General features: G+C 44.7%; 20 protein-coding genes, 1 pseudogene and 1 riboswitch. Of the genes and pseudogenes, 14 read left to right on the top strand and 7 right to left on the bottom strand.

Translation table 11 applies throughout. The features are described from left to right. Positions 1–110: 110 nt before the first annotated feature. Positions 111–608: a fasciclin domain-containing protein gene (locus AB4484_RS15040; protein ID WP_050649391.1), complete on the bottom strand. Its 498-nt coding sequence runs from the start codon at positions 606–608 to the stop codon at positions 111–113. 204 nt (positions 609–812) lie between these two features. Here AB4484_RS15040 and AB4484_RS15035 point away from each other — a divergent pair, with 204 nt between their 5' ends. Both AB4484_RS15035 and AB4484_RS15030 read left to right on the top strand, forming a co-directional pair. Continuing rightward, a complete protein-coding gene (locus AB4484_RS15035) occupies positions 813–1,799 on the top strand; it encodes a DUF2860 family protein (RefSeq protein ID WP_050621586.1) in 987 nt (328 codons plus the stop codon). 166 nt (positions 1,800–1,965) lie between these two features. Beyond that, entirely contained in the window at positions 1,966–2,460 is a 495-nt protein-coding gene (locus AB4484_RS15030) for a GNAT family N-acetyltransferase (RefSeq protein WP_372078996.1), read from the top strand. Between the two features lie 142 nt (positions 2,461–2,602). On the opposite strand, the gene AB4484_RS15025 is transcribed toward AB4484_RS15030, so the two are convergent. Continuing rightward, positions 2,603–3,385 (bottom strand): response regulator transcription factor, encoded by a 783-nt coding sequence (locus AB4484_RS15025; protein ID WP_372078993.1) that lies wholly within the window; start codon positions 3,383–3,385, stop codon positions 2,603–2,605. A gap of 167 nt (positions 3,386–3,552) precedes the next feature. Beyond that, positions 3,553–3,652, top strand: a riboswitch (purine riboswitch). Positions 3,653–3,740: 88 nt separating this feature from the next. Between AB4484_RS15025 and AB4484_RS15020 the strand changes: the two genes are divergently transcribed. From AB4484_RS15020 to AB4484_RS15010, 3 genes are all read left to right on the top strand, one after another. Next, positions 3,741–4,760 carry an adenosine deaminase gene (locus AB4484_RS15020; protein WP_372078991.1) on the top strand — a complete coding sequence of 340 codons (1,020 nt, stop codon included), beginning with the start codon at positions 3,741–3,743 and terminating at the stop codon, positions 4,758–4,760. Between the two features lie 256 nt (positions 4,761–5,016). Next, a complete protein-coding gene (locus tag AB4484_RS15015) occupies positions 5,017–5,733 on the top strand; it encodes a Crp/Fnr family transcriptional regulator (protein ID WP_050712525.1) in 717 nt (238 codons plus the stop codon). Between the two features lie 120 nt (positions 5,734–5,853). Then, the gene (locus AB4484_RS15010; RefSeq protein ID WP_017070406.1) at positions 5,854–6,012 is read left to right on the top strand and encodes a hypothetical protein; all 159 of its coding nucleotides are present in this window, start codon (positions 5,854–5,856) and stop codon (positions 6,010–6,012) included. 87 nt (positions 6,013–6,099) lie between these two features. Here the strand turns inward: AB4484_RS15010 and AB4484_RS15005 are convergent, their stop codons facing one another. The 5 genes from AB4484_RS15005 to AB4484_RS14985 form a co-directional block, all read right to left on the bottom strand. Further along, a complete protein-coding gene (locus tag AB4484_RS15005; protein ID WP_050646096.1) occupies positions 6,100–6,765 on the bottom strand; it encodes a DUF2057 family protein in 666 nt (221 codons plus the stop codon). A gap of 106 nt (positions 6,766–6,871) precedes the next feature. Further along, positions 6,872–7,297, bottom strand: a complete 426-nt coding sequence (locus tag AB4484_RS15000) for a hypothetical protein (RefSeq protein WP_372078987.1) — start codon at positions 7,295–7,297, stop codon at positions 6,872–6,874. 13 nt (positions 7,298–7,310) lie between these two features. Further along, the gene (locus AB4484_RS14995) at positions 7,311–9,701 is read right to left on the bottom strand and encodes an ATP-binding protein (protein WP_372078984.1); all 2,391 of its coding nucleotides are present in this window, start codon (positions 9,699–9,701) and stop codon (positions 7,311–7,313) included. Further along, positions 9,694–10,782: a cytochrome-c peroxidase gene (locus tag AB4484_RS14990; RefSeq protein WP_372078981.1), complete on the bottom strand. Its 1,089-nt coding sequence runs from the start codon at positions 10,780–10,782 to the stop codon at positions 9,694–9,696. The genes AB4484_RS14995 and AB4484_RS14990 overlap by 8 nt, the downstream gene beginning before the upstream one ends. A 352-nt stretch (positions 10,783–11,134) precedes the next feature. Continuing rightward, positions 11,135–12,697: an arylsulfatase gene (locus tag AB4484_RS14985; protein ID WP_048613337.1), complete on the bottom strand. Its 1,563-nt coding sequence runs from the start codon at positions 12,695–12,697 to the stop codon at positions 11,135–11,137. Positions 12,698–13,043: 346 nt separating this feature from the next. Here AB4484_RS14985 and AB4484_RS14980 point away from each other — a divergent pair, with 346 nt between their 5' ends. The 9 genes and pseudogenes from AB4484_RS14980 to AB4484_RS14940 all read left to right on the top strand — a co-directional run. After that, positions 13,044–14,591: an arylsulfatase gene (locus AB4484_RS14980; protein WP_017060009.1), complete on the top strand. Its 1,548-nt coding sequence runs from the start codon at positions 13,044–13,046 to the stop codon at positions 14,589–14,591. 192 nt (positions 14,592–14,783) lie between these two features. Further along, entirely contained in the window at positions 14,784–17,207 is a 2,424-nt protein-coding gene (locus tag AB4484_RS14975) for a tetratricopeptide repeat protein (protein ID WP_372078978.1), read from the top strand. Between the two features lie 95 nt (positions 17,208–17,302). Further along, positions 17,303–18,286, top strand: coding sequence for a MoxR family ATPase (locus tag AB4484_RS14970; protein ID WP_012600753.1), 984 nt, complete (start codon positions 17,303–17,305; stop codon positions 18,284–18,286). A gap of 12 nt (positions 18,287–18,298) precedes the next feature. Further along, a complete protein-coding gene (locus AB4484_RS14965; protein WP_372078975.1) occupies positions 18,299–19,261 on the top strand; it encodes a DUF58 domain-containing protein in 963 nt (320 codons plus the stop codon). Further along, the gene (locus AB4484_RS14960; RefSeq protein ID WP_372078972.1) at positions 19,262–19,822 is read left to right on the top strand and encodes a DUF4381 domain-containing protein; all 561 of its coding nucleotides are present in this window, start codon (positions 19,262–19,264) and stop codon (positions 19,820–19,822) included. Beyond that, the gene (locus AB4484_RS14955; RefSeq protein WP_248366876.1) at positions 19,815–20,894 is read left to right on the top strand and encodes a VWA domain-containing protein; all 1,080 of its coding nucleotides are present in this window, start codon (positions 19,815–19,817) and stop codon (positions 20,892–20,894) included. The genes AB4484_RS14960 and AB4484_RS14955 overlap by 8 nt, the downstream gene beginning before the upstream one ends. Then, on the top strand, positions 20,887–22,593 hold the full coding sequence (locus tag AB4484_RS14950; RefSeq protein WP_372078969.1) for a VWA domain-containing protein: 1,707 nt from the start codon (positions 20,887–20,889) through the stop codon (positions 22,591–22,593). The genes AB4484_RS14955 and AB4484_RS14950 overlap by 8 nt, the downstream gene beginning before the upstream one ends. Then, positions 22,590–23,957, top strand: a complete 1,368-nt coding sequence (locus tag AB4484_RS14945) for a BatD family protein (protein WP_372078966.1) — start codon at positions 22,590–22,592, stop codon at positions 23,955–23,957. The genes AB4484_RS14950 and AB4484_RS14945 overlap by 4 nt, the downstream gene beginning before the upstream one ends. A gap of 78 nt (positions 23,958–24,035) precedes the next feature. Continuing rightward, positions 24,036–24,254: pseudogene (locus AB4484_RS14940) on the top strand (LysR family transcriptional regulator); the annotation flags it as partial. Positions 24,255–24,347: the final 93 nt, after the last annotated feature.

The raw sequence follows: 24,347 nt of genomic DNA, 5'->3' as shown, positions 1-24,347 counted from the left end.
CTAAAGGCAGGCTCGGCTAGTTTGATACCTATCTTTACTTGGTATTTAAACATGAAAAGGGTGTGAACCTGTCACACCCTCTAAGAACCTTTGGACTGGGTTAGTCTTTGCTATTTAGGCAGTAACACACCATTGATCACATGGATGACACCATTGCTCGCTTCAACATCTGCCATCACGACCTCGGCTTTATTGATCATGACGCTACCGTGATCCATCCCTACCATTACCGCTTCGCCTTGCACTGTTACGGCACTATCCAGTTTCATCACTTCAGACGCCATTATTTTTCCTGGCACCACATGATAGGTCAGTACTGCGATCAGCTTGTCTTTGTTTTCTGGCTTCAACAGCATATCAACCGTTCCTTCTGGTAGTGCAGCGAACGCTTCATCCGTTGGCGCAAACACAGTGAAGGGACCATCACCTTTCAATGTTTCAACTAAGCCTGCCGCTTTTACTGCCGCTACCAAGGTATTGAAAGAGCCGTTTTCAGCCGCTACGTCAACGATGTCTTTCTTCATTCCGTGGTGATCAGCGTGAGCAAAAGCCGTAAAAAGAAGCGTCGCAACTAGCACTGACATGGTTTTGATTAATTTATTAAACATATTGTCTTCCTTTGAGTTTTGTCCGTTATTTTCGAGAGGTATTACGAAAGCCCAATCGTGATAGATCAATTTGTTGTGTCTTTGAGTGAATAGTTAACGATATCGACTGCGGCAAGCGAATAAATTTATATTGTTAAATGCTTGTTATAATTCCATTTTGATGCTTATAGTTATTTGATAATTATTCAAATAATGGATGTGAATATGAGGTTTGTTTTACCAGTAGTCTTTTCTGCATTGGCTTCAATGCCTGCATACAGTGGCCTTGCTCCAAGTGAAGGCTTCAGCGGTAACTTCAGTGTATTAGCCGGTTTCTACTCTGACAGTAGTAATTTGAGTACTGAACAAGATTCTAATCAAGCCACCAACACCCAGGAAGGGGATAGTGAAAACCAAGGGCTACTCGGATTTTTGGGTACTGTTCAATATACTTTTGGCGAATCGCTGACTCACCAAGTGTATGCGGGTACAACACGAGAGGATATTGCAACAGGTACCATTGCGTTTGAGATCGGTTATCGATATCAACTTTCTGGTGGCACCATATTGGATTTTTCTGTTCTTCCTACGCTTGTCTCGGGTAAGGCTTGGTCTGACCCTTACGCGGTTGGCGTTAATCGAAACGAAACCGATTTAAAAGGTAATGTTGGGCGATTGCAAATGACCAACATAGGCGGCACTGGCTTTCGAACGGATTTCGCGATTGGTGAGTCCGACGTTGATGATGAGCTGTCTGGGACTTCATTGGGGCTATCTGCTGAAGAGATAGCACTGCTTAATAGGGAACGAATCTATGTGTATGCCAAAGCAGGATACCCTTTCATCTTAGCTAACCAAGCGGGTGTGTTCGTTCCATCCATGGTGTATTTCCACTCTGATGCGGAAGGCGGAGCGTTTAGCTTTGATAGTTACGGTATTGAATTAAATTACGCCAAGAAAATTGGTCGTCACGGTTTTGTTGTCACGTTGGATGCACATGATCGTCAGTACGATGAAGCGAACCCAATCTATGGAAAAGCCCGTGATGAGAGCGAATACGGTGCTTTTTTAGCGTATGAGTTTGGTGGTTTGATGGGTTATAAAGATTGGGCGTTCATTACTTTACTGGGTCTAAGAAGCATAGACTCTAATATCGATTTCTATAACTCCGAGCAAGTATTAGCGAGTGTGGGTGTGGACTATAAATTCTGATATTCGTACTATGTTAAACATACTCATCAAAGCAAAAGTTTAAGTTCAGTCTTACTATTTGTTTAATTATTTCGGGCACTTACACCTTTAAAGATTGTAGGTGCCCGTTGCTATCCGTAATATGACAATTAGCTTATGGATAGAAATAATAGGATAAGGAAGCGCTTTGGAAATACAAATTAGACATTTAGAAGCAACGGATAGCCAAGATATTTTCGATATTTATCGCCGCCCTTCAGTTTCAGAAAACACCTCACAAAAGCCTTATCTTAGTTCTGAACAAGTGGAGCGACTGTTTGGTCATTCAGACCATTTCACTTTGGTTGCGGAAGTATCCGGCAAAGTAGTGGGTCACATTACTTTATTCATGACCACCAAGGTAAGAGACAGGCACAGCGCTGGTCTTGGTATTGCTATTCACCCGGATATGCATGGTAAAGGGGTCGGTAAGGCGTTAATGCAAGAAGCGATCAATCAGGCGGATAACTGGCTTAACCTCGTGTGTCTTGAGTTAGAGGTTCATGCTGATAACCACGCCGCGATTGCTTTGTATGAACGTGTAGGTTTTCAGTTAGAAGGCACAAAAAGACTCAGTACGTTCAAAGGCGGTAAGTACATTGATATGTTGTTGATGTCGAGAATACGACCAGATTACCTATGAAGGCGAAGTGACTCGATATAACTGAAACAGTTGAATAAGATATTAATTAACAAAGTCATTTTAATAAAACCCTCAAACTTTATTTGCTTGAGGGTTTTGTGTTTATAAGCATTCGTCACTATCAGATCTTTTAATAATATCGCTATGGATTATCGATGCCAAAGCCATTTCGCAGTGCAAACTGAATCAGTTCGGTATGGTTGTCGAGTTCCAAAATATCCAACATGCGGTATTTGTGTGACTCAATGGTTCTAGGGCTTAAAAAGAGGATCTCAGCACATTGCTTTGCGGTATAACCTTGTGCCAATTGAGTCAGAACCGCACACTGCCTTTTGGTCAGCAATAATAGCTTTTCACTCTCGTTAATATTATTGGTTTCATCGCTGGTGACACTACGCGTCATTTTGGAATGCTGCCAAAAACAGAGCCAGATATCACTCAGCAATTTGATTCGCTTCATGTCAGCCTCTTCAATTGGCTTATCGTAACGATTGAACCGTGAGAAGCCGATAGCTCCCCACTGCTGACCAAACAACGAAAGGCTTACAATCCCATGCCAATGAGCACCTTCTTCATAAAGTACACGTAACGGGTCGAGTTTATGGTTCTTTAGTGTTTCTTCAGGGAACAACTGCCAACACTCTTTTGAACGTAAAAGCTTAAGGTAATCAAGATAATTGCCTTTTAGAAAGCGTTCCATTTCAAGCGGTGGAGTATCTGTTTGGGATACGGAAATACTTTTTCCTGTATCCAGAAGAATCATTGAGTTTGGAAATAGGGTAAGTCTGTCGAGCTTAAACCAAGCGAGCGCTTCTCTTGCCAGTAACAAAAAAGCGCTATCGAAATCTTTGGGTTGGCATGCGGTCAAAGTGTTGGTTTGGTGAGAGAGGAGATCCTCAAAGCTCGCGAATGGGTTGTTTTTCATATCGACCGTCTTTTGTGGTTTTAGACAAAATAGCGGCAATAACTGAAGTGTGTCAACCTAATATTAGAATGTCGTTCTGAATAAGGTGTGGCGAGTATTCTGAAATGCTACTGAGTAATTTATTAGCTTTATCGAGAAACGATTAGTGAAATTCACACTGAACTCTGTATAGTAGCAACCGTTTGCTTCGTATAACCCCAATGATATGGTTTGGGGGTCTCTACCAGCTCCCGCAAAGTGCTGATTACGAAGGGTTTAGATCACAATTGTGTTCTTACTCTTTGTAATGGCGTTCAAAAATATCCTGTCTATTATTCAGAGTAAGTGCACACCTAAAATCCATAGTAGGTGAAACATGAACGCATTTATTCAAGGGCTCCCAAAAGTAGAGTTGCATTTACACATTGAAGGCTCGCTCGAACCTGAGTTACTTTTCCAACTTGCTCAACGCAATGGCATTGATCTGCCTTATTCATCCCCAGAACAACTAAGACGCGCATACGAATTTGATGATTTGCAATCATTTCTGGATATCTATTATCAAGGTGCCGATGCATTGCGCACGGAACAAGATTTCTATGATTTGACTTGGGCGTATTTAGAGCGCTGTAAAGCCGACAATGTTATTCATACTGAGATTTTCTTTGATCCTCAAACACATACGGAGCGTGGTATTGCATTTGAAACTGTTATTAACGGGATTCATCGTGCGCTCGAAAGTGGTCAAAAACAGTTAGGTATCTCTTCTCAAATCATCGCTTGTTTCTTACGACATCTGTCTGAAGAGAGTGCCATTCAAACGTTCGCTGATGTGTTGAAGCATAAAGATAAGATCGTCGGGGTTGGGCTGGACTCTTCTGAATTAGGACACCCACCCGAGAAGTTCAAGCGTGTATTCCAACAAGCGAAACAAGCGGGCTTCTTAACGGTGGCTCATGCAGGAGAAGAAGGGCCGGCTCAGAACATTGTCGATGCGATTGAAATGCTCAGCGTGAGTCGAGTGGATCATGGTGTGCAGTGCATGACAGACGAAGCTTTAATCGAAGAACTGATTGAAACTAAAATGCCACTGACGGTGTGCCCACTGTCGAATATTAAATTGCGCGTATTCAATGTGATGGAAGACCACAACATTGTCGAGCTGCTGAGAAAGGGCGTGGCTGTAACGATTAACTCGGATGACCCTGCTTATTTCGGTGGTTACATGTCGGATAACTTTAATGCGGTGAGCCAAGCTCATGAGATGACGTGCCAGGAGCTAGCGCAGTTTAGTTTGAATGCGATAGACGCGAGCTTTATTGAAGCGCCATTGAAGCAGCAATATCGAGAGCTTGTTCTAGGTTACTTAACTAAAACTAAAACTAATTCTGAGTAATCTGTCGTTTAGATTTCGACGGCCAAAACTCTGAAGCATAGCGCCTTATAACGACCGACATATGTTGGTCGTTTTTATATTGGCTGCAAGCGATTGTTAGACCAAGGAACAACTTAACTTATTAAAGAATATGATCTTATTTAGCAAAAAACAGCTTACCTTGGCTGTGATGCACTACATTTAGAGGGAGTGTAGAGATACAGTAACCACGCTGTATAGATACAGAGTTAGCGATTGTCGGAGGAGGAATACAGCGTTGTTAGACCCAACAATCAGTGAACAAATAGAGTGGCCATGTGAATTGCCGCAAGAATTGATCGATAGCCTAATCGAAATTGCTGTTTTCAAAACGAGTGTTCATAGCCTCGAAATTACCCAAAAATTCCAAAACCTGCCTGGCGTTTTCTATATTCTCAGCGGCTCCGCGGGAATCTGCTTTTCTACCGAAAATATGAAAAGCATATCCGGTGGTGTGATCGGAAGGGGAGATTGGATAGGCGCTTTGACTATTCATGCCAACTACAACCTCTTCGCTGTGGCAGAGGAGGTCGAGCCTATCACTATGGTACTGTTTCCCGCCGAGAAAGTGTTAGCGCTGGCTGAAGAGCAGTGCATGGTATTCAAATGGCTGCTGCACAGTGGGACCAGAGCACAATCTATTTGGATGCAAGCTTACTTATCCTCCATTCATGAAAAAGAACAGAAAACCATTTACGTTTTGTTGGAACTTGCGGCGCGCCAGAACAATATTGCAGGTGCGACCGTGAGTATTAATATCTCACAAACTCAATTGAGTACCATTACCGGGATCTCGAGACCCAGATTGAATGAGGTGCTCAAAGGAATAGAGCAACAGGGCTTAGTGAAGATCCAAAGAGGGAAGGTGTTTATCACCGACATTGAGGGTTTGTATGAGCGTATTTCACCAATGAATTTGATGATGCGAGATCCTGTCGCTGATATTAAGGTATGAACTTCAATATCAAACGGAAAAAATTATGCACAGTGTTCTTTTAGGAACATACATCAAAAGAGAATACCTATAATGTTCACTCTAGATTTATAAATTGAATTAGAGCGGAATAGAATTGTTATGAAAATGGCTGTATTGGAATATAAAGTATTGGGACTTGGTGACTGGATTAAAACAAGGGTTTCTAGCCGCTGTGCCCATTTACTAGCAGCTGAGTATAAAGCGCTAGGATGGCCAACTAAAGTGGATGGTAAAGTGTTATCGACTGAGTCTGCTTAATCTCTATAAGCCTAAATCATCTAGATGAAGACAAAAAGAAGCTGTCAGTGTGCCAGCTTCTTTCATTTTTAAATTAAGACCATTGAGCTACTTGTTCACGTAGTCTTTGAATTTCTGCTTGGTTTCAGCATCCGCTTTTTCGTACCAGAAATAGAGCATCTCTTCAGCTGTATTTGCTGCATTTCCGTCAATCTTTGCTGGAAGCGTTACTGGTTGTGCTACAGCAGCCGCTGCGCCCGCGCTCGCACCTACTGTAAGTGCTGCGATGCCGCCTTTTTGGTTGTATTCCTTCGCTTCTTGCGGGTACTTACGACCAATCTGCATGCCATCTTTGATTAGCTTATCTTGCTTAACACTGATTGCATTTTGGTTTTCATCAACCAGTTTCCAATCTAAGTTTTGAAGGCCTTTTTTCGCTTCGTTGGTGTTACGGAACTTAGGCATGTCAAACGTCAATGCTGTGTCTGTCGCATCAAAAGTAGCAATGATGGTATCGCTATCGACAAACTCGCGGTCGTTACCTTGGCTGAAAGCCAGTTGATATTTGAAAACGATTTGGTTCACGCCATCTGGAACGGTGATCGTTTTGCTCGAAGAGAAGAAACCACCGTCGAGATCAGGTTTAGCCTCATTAACAGCTAAGACTTCGACTAAAGCATCTGCGCTAGAAGGAACTTCAATTGTTACGTCAGCTAACACTTGTGGCGCTGCGATAATTGTGGAAAGCAGCGCAATGGATTGTAATGTTTTCATAGTCATACAGTTATTTAGGTGAGTTATATTACACTCGCATGCATAAAGCAGTATTTCAAGCTACCTTGTCTCGATTTGGAAAAATTCACCGAAACTTAACCAAAGCCTAGTTTTTGAACGTGTCGATTGTACGGTTTCTGTGCGAGTGAGGGCGTGATCTTGTACTTTCCTCTGTCACGTCATCATCGACGTCCAGTGAGGCTTGAGGAGAAGGTAAAGAGATATAAATAGGAATAATTGCCGCCACCCAAATGGCATAGATGGTAATGACTCGGTTGAAGGCGACGAACCAGGTTTCGCTGCCGCTACCAGATAAGTAGTAACCTAATAAGGTAAGTAAGGTGCAGGCAATAGCCCACATCACGGCTGATAGTGGATCTTTCGTTGTGGCTGCGAGTAAGACTATCGTAATGTAGGGCACGGCCATGGCAATGCCCAAAGGTACATGACAGTCGACCACAAAAATGATGGTGGCACCGAGTGCTAAGAATAAATGTGGGCCAGTGCTAGGTAAATTTACATTCCATATCATATGACACCTTCTTTTACCCCGTTTTTCGTTGCTGGTGGAGTTTGTGTATTAAGCGTGTTGCTTGATGGCTGTTGACCATCAAGCGATTGATGAGTTGCTGAAGTAATTCAGCCTCGGGCATGATGTGCTTCTCCGTTACCTTTTCAGCCTCGGTTGAGAGCTCGAATACTTCACTCATTTCATACCTTGATGCAATCGCTTTAACCGCCTTTAATGTTCTGGAGAGGTCATCCTGTTTGGCGTCTGAAAATAGCTCTATCAACTCATCGATTTCGTTTTCTAGCTCATCAACGAGAGAAGTTAAGCATTTGAGCTTTTCGTCTGATTTAAGCTCATCGTTGGCTAAGAATTGGCTACGCGACAGTTCTTCTTCTGTGAGTGGCAGTTTGTTCTTAGGATGACGCGTTAATATGGTTACGTTGCTTTCTGCCTTGTTTGGAAGATTGTGTGCGTTAGCGGAGTTATGGCGGTTGACTTCAAACTGGTGATGAAATTCATTGATGGCGTTTTGTAAGCTGTTTTTCTGCAATGGCTTGGTGAGAACGAAATCTGCACCCGAAACGATGAATTCATCGTGAGCTTCTTTGAATACGTCCGCTGTACAGGCGAAAATAACGGTAGTGAGCTTGAGTTCTTCGCGGATTTTTTGAATCGCTTCGATACCACTCATGTTGGGCATGTGGTTGTCCATTATGATGAGGTCGTATTGATTTGATGCTAGCTTATCGAGTGCTTGCAAGCCGTCGTAGGCGTTCTCTACGGTTAAGTTGATCGATTCACAGAACTTCCTAATTACCATTGCATTGATTTTGTTGTCTTCGACTAACAATACCGACAAGTTATCGAGTACATCATTTGCTTTAAGCGTCTCTTTTTCGACGACTTTTCCTTCGACTTCATGTATTTCAAGAGGAAGTGAGATGGTAAATCGAGTGCCGAAATTAAGCTGGCTAGCCACTGTGATTGTGCCGCCCATCAGTTCGACTAACTGTTTCACAATGGAAAGCCCTAATCCTGTTCCGCCAAACTTACGAGTCGTTGATAGTTCGGCTTGTTCGAATGCCGTGAATATATGGTCGATCTTGTCTTCTGCTATACCAATACCCGTATCCGTCACTAAAATATTCACGCTTGGTGGAGTAGTAGGGGCTATCAAGAATTCTACTTCGACCTTTCCTGACTCAGTAAATTTGACTGCATTGCCTGCTAAATTGAACAGTATCTGACGCGTACGTGCTGAATCACCAATAAGCTGAAGATTGGTTGGGACATTGTCTTTAATGATAAAAGCGAGGCCTTTGTCTTCTGCAAGAGGCGTCAGTGTTTTATCCAGGTGTGTCACGACGTCGGTAACCGAGAAGGGGCTTAATTCGAGCTCCATCTTTCCTTGTTCGACCTTAGAAAAATCAAGAATGTCATTCAATATGGTGACGAGATGCTGACCAGAGTCGATGATGATTTGGGCGTGTTTACGAGTATTCTCGCTGTGTGAATCCTCCTTGATTATCTGAGCGATGCCTAATACGCCATTCATTGGGGTGCGTAACTCGTGGCTCATGGTCGCGAGAAAGAGAGATTTTGCTTTGCTGGCTCTTTCTGCTTTGTCTGCGGCTTCTTGGTAAGAGAGGTTGTTTCTCTTAAGTTCGAAGATTCTGAGGATAAATAAGGTGAACGAGAAGACCAAGGTCAGTAGCGCAAGTGTGAGGATCAGCTTAACGGTAACGCTTTTGAGTTGCTCTTGAAGCTCAGTAAATTGATGTTCTATGTGCTCAATATACTCAGTGCTATGTAAATCAAGAACTTGAGATAAAAGAAGGCTATGTTGCTGGTTAAGTTCGACAAATGTCTGTGAAAGATTAGCCAAGTCTGAATCTACGCCTGAATGTTGAATATTAACGCTTGAAAACAACACGCTAGCAAGGAGCTCACTCTGAATGATGAAGTCAGATTCTACGCCAGAATTGTTATTTGTAGGCTGACTATTCGTGAGTCGCTCAGTCATGGATTGCAGAATGAACTGACGAGCGACACTGAGCCCAATGAGCTTGTCTAGTGTATCGACATTCGACATAGACGCATCATGGAATTGATCAAGCAGTTCCAGTGTAGGAAGGTGTTGAAAGAAGGTCGAGTGTATGTTTTCACCTTGATAGCTATCTCTGAGCGCTTGCAGTTCTTTTTCTAGGGTGACTAAATCTGCAGACATTTGGTAAGGATTGGAAATCTCGGTGAGCGCAGCGTTAGTTATGTGGTCGCGCATCTCCAGAACCTCATGCCCCAACTCACGAATGGCTCCTCCATATTTCGAGACTTTATCATGCTCTGAATACGTCAATACGATAAAACTGATCAAAACAACAAACAGGGAGATAAACACCAAAAAGACGAGTCTGACTTTATTCATTTTCAAACTCCAATAACATTTGAGGGCGGTTACCTGTTAGGGTTTCTAGGAAGACTTTGATATCGTTAATGGTCTGTTTTTCAAACGTTTTACCGAGTTGGCTTTCACCCATGATCTTTATGGCTTCCTCTAGAGTAGCGGTTTGTCCGTCGTGAAAATAGGGCGCGGTTATCGCCACGTTTCTTAAGCTAGCAACACGAAATAGATGCTTGTCTTGTGGTTGCGCGGTAAACATAAAACGGCCTTGGTCTTCACTTCGCTCGGCTCCTGTTTTCGACAACCCAAAGTAACCAAATCGCATCACCATGCCGCCACCAATATTGGTTCCTTGGTGGCAACGAATGCAGCCTTCTTCTTGAAAGGTTTCCCAACCACGTTTAGCGGTTTCAGACAGTGCTGCGTTGTCACCTTGTAAATACAGGTCGAAAGGGGCGTTTGGTGTCGTCAACCCCTGCATAAATTCAATAAGTGCTGCCTTAATTGAAGCTTCGTCAATGGGCGTCGATTGTTCTTGGAATAAATTGATGTAAGTATCCGATTGAGACACATAATCCGTAATGTGTTGCCAGTTTGAATCCATTTCATCGACGTTGTGCACCGGGCCATCGATTTGATCGTCGAGGTTATTTACTCGGCCATCCCAGAAAAACCGATAGTTAAAGACTGCGTTAAAAACGGTGAGTGAATTTCTCATTCCTGCGCCGTTTACGCCAATCGAAACAGGAATCACCTCTGCGCCGTTGGTTTGCAGGCTATGACAACTTTCACAGCTCACACTGCGATTAGAAGAAAGATTCGGGTCTTTAAATAGCACCCAACCAATTTTGGCAAGCTCATGATTTATCTCGGGGGAATTTGGAATCGGAGATATGGGTTGGCTTGAAGCCACGGTTTTATGTGCGTGTTGTGAATGAGAAGAGTGTGGTGAAGCGTGAGAGTCATCATGATCGCTTTCATGGGCGTGATTTTCTTGGTGTTCGAATGAAGTGTGCGTTTTCGAAGAGGCCGCGTCATAAACTAGCAAGGCGACTGAAACGACAATGACAGTGATGCTTATTCCTGCTAAATATGGCGTTTTCATAACATTAGTCCATCTAGTTTTGACAAGTATGGCAACTCAGAATCCTTCTGATATCACCCTCATTTCACTTTCCAATGATAGGTGTTATTTATAAACCTAGTTGCGCATGTGTGATGTTGCAAGATAAGAGGTAGGAAATTAAATCGCTTGAGTGGTTATCTAGCGGGGGTTGATGGGGAGGTCTTAGTGATAATTGGATGAAGTTCTTTCAATTGAATTCAAGGCGAATGATGTTAAACGAAAAAAGCCGTGGCCACTCAAGTGAGTAACCACGGCTTTCGTATTAGATTATGTATTTGCTATAAATCTTAGTGCAATACACATCTATACAGTTTGCATCGCCTAGATAGGCTTATTTAGCTTGCGCTGCTGCCGCTTCTAGTTGCTTAAGTTTACCTTGAAGCATGTATGCATTCTGGTTGAAGTTACCAGGGTTCAGTACTTGGCTGTTCTGCATTGGGTAGTCAGGTAGCGTGTTCATGAACTCTTGTACTTTGCCGCCTACTGGTACGAATAGCCACATGTTGTCTGCCATCCAACGTAGGTACATGCCAGATTCATGCGGTGCTTTTTCGAATGGGTCTGCACGTAGGTGAACGACTTGAGGCCAGTTTGGTTGGAAACGTACAGCATCTGTGATGTTACCGTCCATTACAGCGAATGAGATCTTGAAGTCATTCCAACGAACTGCGTTTAGCTCAGCGTTTGCAGAGAAGTAAAGCATGCTATCACGAGGGCCTTTCTCTTCTTTACCTTGGAAGTAAGGTAGGAAGTTGTAACCATCTAGGTGTACGCGCCAGTTTTTACCGTTGTAAGTCGCACCTTTGTCAGACGCAAGTTTCTCAACCACTTTATCATCACCAGCGGCTGCTAGTAGAGTAGGGATCCAGTCTTGATGACTCATGATGTCGTTGATCTTCGTTCCCGGTTTGATAGTACCAGGCCAGCGAACTAGCTGAGGAACACGCATACCGCCTTCGTAAGTTGTACCTTTCTCACCGTGGAAGTAAGTTGCGCCGCCATCAGGCCAAGAAACTGTCTCTGCACCGTTATCGGTCGAGTAGATTACGATTGTGTTGTCTGCGATCTTAAGCTCATCAAGCTTGTCTAGAAGGATACCCACTTGGTCATCGTGCTCTAGCATGCCGTCTGCGTATATGCTGATACCAGATTTACCTTGGTATTTCTCTTGTAGACGAGTCCACACGTGCATACGAGTCGTGTTGTGCCAGATGAAGAATGGTTTGTCAGCTTTCACTGCTTTTTCCATGAATGCTAGAGATTCTTCTAGGAACTCCTCATCTGCGTGCTCCATACGCTTACGCGTCATAGGGCCTGTATCTTCAATCTTACCGTCAGAAGTCGACTTGATTACACCACGAGGGCCAAAGTTCTTACGGAATTCAGGATCTTTAGGGTAGTAGTATGTCTCTGGCTCTTCTTCCGCGTTTAAGTGGTAAAGGTTACCGAAGAACTGGTCAAAACCGTGGTTCGTTGGAAGGTGCTTGTCTTGGTCACCCATGTGGTTCTTACCGAACTGAGCTGTCATGTAGCCTTGTTCTTTAAGAAGATCTGCGATCGTTGGAGCCCAATCTGGGATACCGTGGTCAGAACCCGGCATACCGATAGTCAGTAGACCTGTACGGAAAGGTTCTTGACCGGTTAGGAATGCAGCACGACCAGCAGTACACGATTGTTGACCGTAGTGGTCAGTAAATAGTGCGCCTTCGTTAGCAATACGGTCGATGTTAGGTGTTTCGTAACCCATCATACCGTTGTTGTATGCACTGATGTTGAATACACCAATGTCATCACCCCAGATAGCAAGAATGTTTGGTTTTTCTGCTGCTGTTGCCGCTGAAGAAGCTGCTAATAAGCCAACACCTAATGCCAGTTTATTAATTTTAGTACCCATAAGGACTCCGATTCACTTTTAAGATTAATGCGTTAGAACAACACATCGATGAGCAAATGTTATTCCCAAAATTCCGTTCCGTCCTTTTATAGTGCTTATAACCAATCGTTATGATGTCTAGGTAACCTATTGATTAATATCAGTTCCAGTGGGTGGCTCGAATAAAGCCTTAGTTTGTATGTGTGATCCTTATCATGTTTGTTGGCGTAAACCCTATCGATGATTTCTGTATCCGTATCTCAATAAAAATGACAAAAAGATTAATAGCTTAGGGAATCTCGCGCATGTGTAAAAAATGGACTATACGTTGTAGGGCAGGATGCAAATAACTTACGAAGAGGTTTCTATGACAGCGAAATATGGCGCTAAACGTCGATTAGCGATTTTGGGTACAGCAATGATGGCCGCGTCCAGCGCCACTTTTGCGGCAGAAAAGCCAAATATATTGGTCATTTGGGGGGACGATATTGGTCAATCCAATGTGAGTGCATACACCTTCGGTCTCATGGGTTACAAAACTCCGAATATTGATAGCATCGCCAAAGAAGGGATGATGTTTACCGATTACTATGCAGAGCAATCTTGTACTGCGGGTCGATCTACCTTTATTACGGGACAAAGTGTATTACGAACAGGTTTGAGTAAAGTAGGCTTGCCGGGCGCAGACATTGGCTTACAAGCAGAAGACGCGACAATCGCAGAAATGCTGAAACCTATGGGTTACATGACAGGTCAATTTGGTAAAAACCACCTTGGCGATAAAGATGAATTCCTTCCAACAGCACACGGGTTTGACGAATTTTTTGGCAACCTTTACCACCTAAATGCTGAAGAAGAACCAGAAAATGAAGATTATCCAACTGACCCAGAGTTTCGTAAGAAATTTGGCCCTCGTGGCGTTATCAAATCATTTGCTGATGGCAAGATTGAAGATACTGGTCCACTAACGCGTAAGCGTATGGAAACGGTCGATGAAGAAACATTAGACGCGGCACTTGATTTTATGGATCGCGCAGTGAAAGCGGACAAACCATTCTTCGTGTGGTGGAACGCGACACGTATGCACTTTAGAACGCACGTGAAAGCCGACAGTAAAGGTGTAACCGGTGTTGGTAACTACGCTGATGGTATGGTTGAGCACGATCGACACGTTGGGCAACTATTGAAGCAAGTGGATGAGTTGGGAATCAAAGACAACACGATTGTTTTCTACTCAACGGATAACGGCCCTCACATGAACTCGTGGCCTGATGCGGGTACAACCCCGTTCCGTGGTGAGAAAAACACCAACTGGGAAGGCGCATACCGTGTACCAGCCATGGTTCGTTGGCCTGGTAAGATTGAACCAGGAACCGTATCCAACGAAATCATGCACCATATGGACTGGATGCCAACCTTCGTTGCCGCTGCTGGTGATGACCAAATCAAAGAGAAACTACTCAAAGGTCATACTGCCGGTGATAAAACGTTTAAGGTTCACTTAGATGGTTACAACTTCCTGCCTTACCTAACGGGTGAAGAAGAGAAAGGCCGTCGCTCGGAGATCTTCTACTTTACCGATGATGGTGATTTAGCGGCGCTTCGTTACAACCAGTGGAAAGCGGTGTTCATGGAGCAGCGTGCAACGGGTACCATGCAAATTTGGGCTGAACCGTTCGTGACGTTACGTCTTCCTAAGCTGTTTAACCTGCGTATGGACCCATACGAAAACGCAGACATTACATCGAACACATACTACGACTGGTTGTTAGACCATGCTTATATGTTCGTTCCAGCACAAGCGTATGTAGGCAAGTTCCTAGAAACCTTTGCTGAATACCCGCCACGCCAAAAAGCGGCGAGCTTTAGTTTGGATCAGGTAATGGAAAAACTTCAGGAATCTCATAACAAGTAAGTGATTGTTTGAGTGAAACTGAACAGATTGAAGAGCTCTTAGGAGCTCTTTTTTTATGCGCATATCGATGAGTAAATCCCGGTCGTGAATACGAGTCACAACTATGGAGCTCATTGCCACTAAATAATTGTAAATTCGTTGTTTTTACGTCTACCTTATTAAGCATGAGGATGTATAAAAACAAGGAATGTTATGTCTGCATGGTTGTGCTTACTGGTAAACGGATTGAAACACCAGAGAGTCGCAGTATTATCCGTAATCTTGTCTCCACTTATGTTGTCGCTGTTCAGTTTGAGCACCTATGCCAACGAGCAAGATCCTAATATCAACTCTGATATTTCAAAGGCCAACTCTGTAGCTTCACACGTTAGCTCTGACGCTTTACCTATCGGTTCTAAAGCCACGTATGTCGGTTCGGAAGCGTGTGTTGATTGTCATAGTGCAGAAGTCGAAGCGTGGGAGGGTTCTCATCATGATATGGCGATGAAGCATGCTACAGACGAATCGGTATTAGGCGATTTCAACGATCAAACAGTCACTCATGACGGTAAACCCAACCGATTTTTTCGCAAGGGCGAAGAGTTCTGGGTCAATATCGAAGGGCCAGACGGCCAATTCAAAAATTTCAAAATCAGCTATACCTTTGCCTTTGAACCTCTTCAACAGTATATGGTTGAGTTTGAAGACGGCCGTGTGCAGTTAATTCCCTTCGCTTGGGATTCTCGCACTGAGGGCGAAGGCGGCCAACGCTGGTATCACCTCTATCCTGATACGACCAACACTGATGAATTCTACTGGACCAACAGCGGTCAAAATTGGAACTTCATGTGTGCTGATTGCCACTCTACGAACCTAGAGAAAAACTACGACAGCGCAAGTAATACTTACAACACCACATGGTCGGAGATTAATGTCGGTTGTGAAGCGTGTCATGGCCCTGCAAGCGAGCACGTTGAACAGGCCTTGTTAGCAAATAACCAGAAAGCCAAAGCCAATGGTGGAAAGGATACTCCAGTCTCGGCGCATTACGGATTTGACCGCGACTTGTCGAAGTCGGTCAAAGAGTGGATCTATCAAGAGGGTAATTCAACCCTGCAACCAAAAGACATCATCCATACTAATCAAGTTCAAACCTGTGCTCAATGCCACAGCCGACGTACTCAGTTGAATGAAACAGGTGACCACGTGAACGGGTCATTCTTTGATAAGTATCGCTTGAGCTTAATTACTCCTGAGCTTTACCATAACGATGGTCAAATCTACGATGAAGATTACGTTTACGGATCTTTCCTTCAATCCGTGATGGCTGAAAAAGGCGTCACATGTACTAACTGCCACGATCCCCACACTGCTGAACTAAAAATTGCGGAAGAAGCCGTGTGTAGCCAATGTCACATTGCATCGGAATACACGCCTGAAAAGCACACATTCCACGAAGCCAATACCGAAGCATCACAATGTACCACTTGTCACATGCCAGAGACGACTTACATGGAGGTGGATCCAAGGCGTGACCACAGTTGGCATATCCCACGTCCTGATATTAGCCAACACATTAAAACGCCGAACGTGTGCACTAGCTGTCATGAAGATCAAACCGACCAGTGGGCAGATAAGCAAATCGGCGAATGGTTCCCAGATTCTAAGTATCGTAATCAGCAGCATTTTGCCGTGGCCTTTTATGCTGACTCAATAGGGCACCGAGGGGCAGAGGATGCGTTGGCGTATTCGGCTCAGGATTCCAGCTTAAGCAATATCATTCGAGCATCGAGCTTAGAACGTTTGGGCGGTAATACGGGTAAGAATACGCTTATCTCGCTGGCAAGAGCGGTGAAACACGATGACGAGATGATCCGTTTGGGTGTGGTGCAAGGCTCGTCTGGCTTCCCATTCACTGACCGTTGGCAGATTCTAGAACCGCTACTGAAAGACCCGGTATTATCGATTCGTTCAGAAACCGCAGGCGCATTAGTGCGTTACTGGGGAGAAATGAATCCTCTGCAGAAAGACCAAATCAAGCCTGCATTGGAAGAGTACATCGAGATACAGCAATTTAATGCCGACAGAGGGTTTGGGCGTACTAACCTAGGCAACGTTTACCGCGATTTAGGTCAGCACGATAAAGCGATTGAGTTCTATCAAGGTGCTATCGAGATTGAGCCTTACTTCGAAAACAGCTACGCCAACTTGGCGGATCTGTATCGAGCGCAAGGTAACGAAGCAAAAGCGTTGTCGACCTTGAAGCAAGGTATTGAAGCTCAGCCTAAATCGAGTGTTTTGCCATACAGCACAGGACTGTCTCTGCTTCGTGTGAAAGATTACGAACAAGCAACGGACTACCTTAAACAAGCCGCTGAAACTGCACAAACCGACCCTCAATATTGGTATGTGTACGGATTGGCTTTGGAAAAATCGGATGTGCTTGCGGCAAGTAAATCACTGCATAAGGCTTACCAATTTAGCCGCAACCCACAGCACCTGTATGCCCAGTGTGAAGTGTTGGCGCGAAACAGCCATATACCGGGCGTACCAAAGGCGTTTGAGCAATGTATTTCATCATTGAGCAAAGTGGCACCGCCGGAAGCCATTAACCAATTGAAAGCTAGGTTTAAATAAAGCGATGAGGTGAGCTTGGCTATCGAGCTTATAACTAATAGTTATGGGGCTTGTGAGTAGGATGTACGCAGCCAGATTGAATTAAGGGAAGACCTATGAACCATGCGCAACAAGCAATAAACCAACTGATTGAACAAACAGAGAAAAGTGTTATCGGTCAGAGCCACGTCGTTCGGGCTCTGGTGATAGGGTTATTGACTAATGGCCATGTGCTTTTAGAGGGACTTCCCGGTACAGCGAAAACTCGCTCAGTAAAATCGCTGGCGAATCTACTGAACACCAGTTTTGGTCGAATTCAGTTTACGCCAGACCTACTGCCATCTGATGTGACGGGTACAGAAGTGTATCAAGAGCTTGATGGCAAGCCTCAGTTGCATTTCCAACCGGGTCCTATTTTCAACAGCATTGTATTAGCCGATGAAGTGAACCGTGCGCCTGCAAAAGTACAGGCTGCTCTGCTTGAAGCGATGGCGGAAGGAACGATTACGGTGGGTGGTCAAACTCATATTCTGCCAGATCTATTCATGGTGCTCGCTACGCAAAACCCAGTTGAGCAAGAAGGTACGTATCCACTACCTGAAGCTCAAATGGACCGTTTCATTATGAAAGTGACGGTCGATTATCCAGAAGATGAAGCGGAACGTGACATTATTCGACTGGTGCGTAGCGAAGAGTTAGGCAGCGAGACCAGTTCGGAATTAGTCACTCCAGAGCATATTGAACCTGAGTTGGTGCTTGAGGCTCGCCGCCAACTTCCAGACATTGCCGTTTCCGATTTAGTTGAGAACTACATCGTGGCCTTGGTGATGGCGACTCGTAAGCCAGAGCGTTACCCAGAATCAAACCTATCAAAGTGGATTGAGATTGGCTCAAGCCCGCGTGCTTCTATTTCATTGGATAAATGCGCTCGCGCTTATGCGTGGTTGCAAGGGCGTGACCACGTCACGTTGGACGATGTGCGTGCCATGTTGCCGACCGTATTAGGCCACCGATTCTCGTTGTCTTACGATGCATTGGCCGATGGTATTGACCATCAAAGAGTGGTTGAAGAACTGCTTGATAATGTTGAGATTGGATAACTAGGGGGCGTTATGGCGAAGCCAACACAAGCTCCCAAATCGCAAGGCCTTGATCCACGACTGTATTGTGATTACTCAAGGTTAGTGCGAATTCAGGCTCAAGCTGAGTCGTTTTCTCTACTGCCTCACCTAAAGGCGGGCAGCGTGCTTTCGGGTAGACACAATTCATTGTTCCGTGGTCGAGGCTTGAATTTCGAGGAGCTACGTCACTATCAACTTGGTGATGACATTCGTAACCTTGATTGGAAAGTCACGATGCGAACAGGTAAACCTCATGTTCGTAGTTATACCGAAGAGAAAGACCGTAATGTGATGATCTGTGTTGATCAGCGCAGCTCGATGTTCTTTGCGTCTCAAAATACCATGAAATCCGTTGTGGCCGCTGAAGTCGCAGCATTGTGTGGATGGCGAGTGCTGAAAGATGGTGACCGTGTCGGCTTCGTTTTAGCCTCACATCAAAAGCTCTTTCATACCAAAGCGCAGCGTTCTCAATCGGACTTATTGGCTCAGCTAAAACATCTTACCAAAGCCAATCAAAGCTTAGGTGTCAGTGTGAGCGACAGCCAAGGTGTTGGGTTTAGCCAGTGGATTGAACTGATAAAACGAATGAGATTAAAGCAATCGACCTTAATCTTTATTAGTGATTGGCGAGATTGCCAAGAGCAACATCTTGACCGACTAAAACAACTGCAACAACACAACGACATCTTAGCCATTATGGTCACCGATCCATTAGAACAATCTTTACCTCAAGATTTGGCAAGCGCAAACTGGGTGGTGGGTGATGGTCGCTTTCAACTTAATCTGGATAGCCAATCTAAGGTTAACCTCGCAAGTGAAAGCCTTGCTCAAAAAGCGGCACTCCAGAAGCAGTCGCTTGCTAAATTGATGGCGATGAAAAACCTTCCTTATATCGAATTAGACACCTCGGGCAATCACATATCACAGCTGCAAAAGCTGGTGGGAGGGCGCTAGATGGCCGTTGAACATACGCCTCCAAGTACTTATATTCTTCGCGATCTGCACGATGTCGCCATTCCCGAGAGTGTGAGCTGGATGCCGCAAACCATTGGTTGGAAGATCCTCGGCGTTATTCTGTTATTGGTCGCTATCTATCTGGCTTATCGTTTGGCGCAGAGATGGTGGAATAACCGTTATCGTAAAGAAGCGCTTCAAGAGCTCATGGTATTGGATGCAAGAGACAAGAACTCAACCGAACGAACCTTCAAGGTACTGAAAGTGGTGCTTCGCTACCTAGACAGCAGCAATGCTAAGTTGTTTGGTCAAGCTTATGTGGACCGTTTGAACGCTTACCTGCCTGTTAGTGCTAACACCAGTGAAAACAGCAATGCGTTCTTTGCCAATGAAGTTTCGGAATTATGGATGCAGAGCTTAATTGACCCTAATGTGCGTTTGAGCTTTGAACAGCGTTTAGAAGTGATTCAAACCGCGATGATGTGGTTAAAGCTTCATAAACTCGATGTACAAACAAAACCGAATGTACAGGTAACGGCTGAGGGGCAAGACAATGTTTGATGTTTTATCTGCCAGCTTTGAATTTGCGCACCCGCTATGGTTTATCGCGCTGCCTCTGCCGTTGTTGGTCTACTTTGTGGTGCCAGCTTATCGAACTAAGCAAATGGCGATTAAGGTGCCATTTTTTCGAGAATTGGTTGAAGCGATTGGGGAAGCACCGTCAGAAGGTGCAAGCCAGTTAACGCCAAGCTGGTGGCAACGAACCACGCTCATTATTACTTGGGTATTGGTCGTGTGTGCGTTAGCGAAACCAACTATTCTCGGAGAGCCACAGGTTCGTGAACAATTGGGTCGTGATGTGATGGTGGTGGTCGATTTGTCTGGCTCAATGGCGGAGCAAGATTTTACCTCTAAACAAGGCGATAAAATCTCTCGTTTAGATGCGACCAAAGAGGTGTTAGCCGACTTTGCGAAAACCAGAAAAGGAGACCGACTCGGTTTGATCTTGTTTGGTGATGCAGCGTTTGTACAAACACCATTTACCGCGGACCAAGATGTATGGCTTGAATTGCTTAATCAAACCGATGTCGCGATGGCAGGGCAAAGTACCCACTTGGGCGATGCAATCGGCCTTGCGATCAAGGTGTTTGAACAGAGTGAAAAGCAAAGTGCTGCCGCTCAAGATTCAAACGTCGATACCAACGAAAAAGAGAAAGTCGTGATCGTATTAACTGACGGTAATGATACGGGAAGCTTTGTTGAACCTATCGATGCCGCAAAAGTCGCTAAGGCTAAGGGCGTTCGAATTCACGTTATTGCAATGGGCGACCCACAAACCGTTGGTGAAGTGGCTTTGGATATGGAAACCATCAAACGTGTGGCTCAAGAGTCAGGTGGCGAAGCCTTTGAAGCGCTTAACCGCGACGAACTTACCAAAGCCTACGCTCAGATTGGTGAGCTAGAACCTCAGTTATATGAAAGTACCACTTATCGCCCTAAACAGGGACTGCACCATTACTTAATGGCGATTGTTGTTGTGATGTATTTGACCGCATTCAGCTTAGCAACGATACGCCGAAGATCGCTGCTCGCTTCTTCGGCTAAGAATTTGAAAGGAGAGACTGATGCCTGATTCTCTCACGATACAACAGTTCTTTACCCAGTTTCATTTTATCCGACCGTTGTGGTTGTTGGCCTTTATCCCAATGTTTTTCCTGTTATGGGTTCGTTGGAGAGAAGAGACCAAACCAACGTGGAAAGACATTCTACCGGCACATTTACGTGATGCATTGACCATTGGCGAGACAGGCTGGCGCAAGCAGTTACCTTTGAAGCTATTGGTAGTGATTGTGACTATCGCCATCATTATCTGCTCGGGCCCAACATGGCAACGTGAAGCATCGCCTTTTGGTGAAGACAAAGCGTCGATGTTGGTTGTGCTTGATAACAGTGAATCTATGCTTGCTAAAGATTTGCCTCCAAGTCGCTTGGAACGATCTAAGCAGAAAATTAGAGACTTATTGGCCGCTCGCAAAGGCGGTAATACGGGCTTAGTGGTTTATGCAGGCAGCGCACACGTGGCGATGCCCGTCACGCAAGACAGCAAGGTATTCGAACCGTTTCTTGCGGCTATTACACCTGACATCATGCCGGTTTCAGGTAAATCAGCAGAAGAAGCGCTGCCACTCATAAATCAGCAACTGTCTGGTGAGTTAGGTTCGTCAGTGCTTTTAGTCTCAGATGGTGTGAATCCAAGTACGACGCGAGCTTTTGAAACCTTCTTTAACGAAAACCCATATCAGTTGCTGATTTTGGCTGCCGGAAATAGCGATGTGGTGAGCGATAACCCTGTCGACCTAGATTCATTGCGCAATTTAGCAAACAAGACCGGTGGTCGAGTAATTGAGGTGACCGTTGATGATTCGGATATCCAACAACTGAACAGAGCGGTTGAAAGAAACATGCAGCTTAACGGCGAATCCTCTATGCCGTGGAAAGACATGGGCTATGGTCTGCTTATTCCAATGGCGATCATCATGTTGTTGTGGTTCAGAAAAGGATGGTTGGTACAGTGGTGTGTCGTTGGCCTAGTGATTTCAGGCAGTATTTATTCACCAAGTACTTTGGCGAAAACCGTTAACCTAACCGCAGAGAAACCCGTTGTGGTGGAGTCGCTTACGGCTTGGGATAAGACCGCTCAATGGTGGTGGGACTTATGGCTAACGCCCGACCAACAAGGTCAACGTTTGTTGAATCAGAAAGAATACCTTCAAGCGGCCAAACATTTTACTGACCCAATGCGAAAGGGCGCGGCTTATTACTATGCTCGTGATTTTAAGCTCGCTCACAGTGCGTTCTTGCAAACCAAAACTGACCTTGGTTTATACAATGCAGCGAGTGCGTTAGCTAGGCAGCGTGAATACCTTGCCGCACGAGACTTATTGAAATCACTAAGCGAGAAACAGGATCTTTCACCAGAACTAAGAACGGATGTGGAGAACAATCTTGCAGTGCTTAGTGGGATTGTTGAAGAGGTTAACCGAACCAGTGAAAGTCAGTCTGGAACCACAGATGGCCCTGAAGAATCTTTAGAACTCGAAGACGATCAGCCGCGAACGGGTGATGGTGCTGAAGAAGAAACGGTAGCGGAATTGATGCTCAAGGAAACGCTTAACGCCAATGAAATCTTGGGCAGCCAAGAGCTTGCCGACAAGTGGTTAAAACGCGTCGAAGCGGATCCTAAGTTCTTCTTGAAGTCGAAATTTCAAATTCAATTAAGAGACCCTGCACCGTCTATCGAACAGACGCCAAAACAGGAGCAAGCACAATGAGTCGATACGATTTAGCGCTTGAAGCGATTCAATCAAAGCGAACGCGATTCACAGCCTGTCCATGGTTGTTGTCAATGACTCTTATGTTGAGTTGGTTTTTTCCTGCTGTTGCTTCTGCTGCCGATATCTTCGATTTGCAAAAAAGTGGTGACGTTGAGCTTATCGCTTGGGTAGGTGAGAAACCCAAGTCGGGCGACAAAATAATGCCTACCAAAGTCAGCGTAAATGAGCAGGTCATTCTGAACATTGAGGTGGCGACACCGCGCTGGTTAACAGGTGGCACTCGAATTGGCAGTATCGAAATCCCTAACGTGATCGCTAAGCAGCGTAATCAACTCGCGACGAACTACACAGAAAGAGTCGGTGGTACTACATGGTCACGTCAGCGTTGGGAAGTGACGCTTTATCCGATGACTTCTGGCGAGTTTGTCATTCCAACCGTTCCGGTTCGTATCCAAGTTTCTGCTCCTGATGGTTCAAACGTTGGTGGCACGCTTTACACGCAGCCGATTAAATTTGAAGCTTCGTTGCCTTCAGGTTTACTCGATAATGAAACGCCTTGGTTTTCGGCGACAGAAGTCGATGTAGAGCAGCAATGGCAACGCTCAAGTGAAGAGCTAAAAGTTGGCGATGCCATTACTCGAACTATCACGATTGAGGCAAAAGACAGCCTGTCTGTCTTGCTGCCAGACGTGCTAACCAATGAGTCCACTCAGCAGTTCCAAGCTTACCCACAGCCCAACCGTTTGGATGATACACAAGAACGTGGTGATTATCGCTCAAGCCGAGTTGAAGAGACGGTATATGTGATTCAACAAGGTGGTGAGTTTTCGCTGCCAGAGTTTTCATTTCAGTGGTGGGACAGCAAAAATCAACGCCTTGAAAGCGTGGTGATAAAAGGGGATGTGTTTGAAGCCAAACACACAGTCCAATCTTTCATCAAAGCCTACATGTCGGTGTTTATTGCCGTTGGTTTGGCGTTATTAGTCTGCATTGCGTCGAGTGTTTCCGTTAAGCGTTACTACGCAAATCGCCCAACACCAAGTTGGTTGGTATTACGTCGTTTACTCAAGCAAGGTAATTGGGCTGCATTAAGAACCTTTATCTACCGTCAATTGCGAAACGAAACCTCTCAGTTAGAACTGAATAAAGCGCAACATGGTAAATCAAATGGGCAAAAGCGTTGGCTAGAAGATAGCGAAGCCCTCCAACAAGGAAGTGAAGATAAAAACGTATTCACTCGTTTATGGAAAGGGTTACGTAACTTGCCCGACGACAAATCAAGCCAGAGTAAACCTCGTTCAATTGCCGCTCGCTTGAAAATCCCTAAAGCCTTGCCAGACTTAAAAGATAGAACTAAGTAGCAAACTTTAGTCATTCGCATCGAACATAATCGGCAGGTTCTCTACTATGGGGAACCTGCTTCTTTAATATGGAACTGTATGAAAAGTACCGAGCTAAATCTAATTCCTATATTTGTTGCTATCTATGAAGAGCAGAACTTATCTAGGGCTGCTAATCGCATGGATATAAGCCAACCAGCAGTGAGTAAAGCACTTGCAAGGTTGAGAGATATCTATGATGAGCCACTGTTTCACCGCACCACATCAGGCGTAGAGCCAACCACATTTGCTATTGATATCTATCCTGCAATCACGGCAAGATCATTATAAATTGGAACTTTTAAGTGAAGGTGAGATCAGATCAATGAGTAATCACTTATTGTAGCGTTTAAAGTATGACCGACTCTTTTC

This window comes from Vibrio sp. 10N.261.46.A3 (assembly GCF_041472995.1).
GTDB classification, from domain to species: domain Bacteria; phylum Pseudomonadota; class Gammaproteobacteria; order Enterobacterales; family Vibrionaceae; genus Vibrio; species Vibrio coralliirubri.
This window is presented reverse-complemented; position numbering and strand designations above follow the sequence as displayed.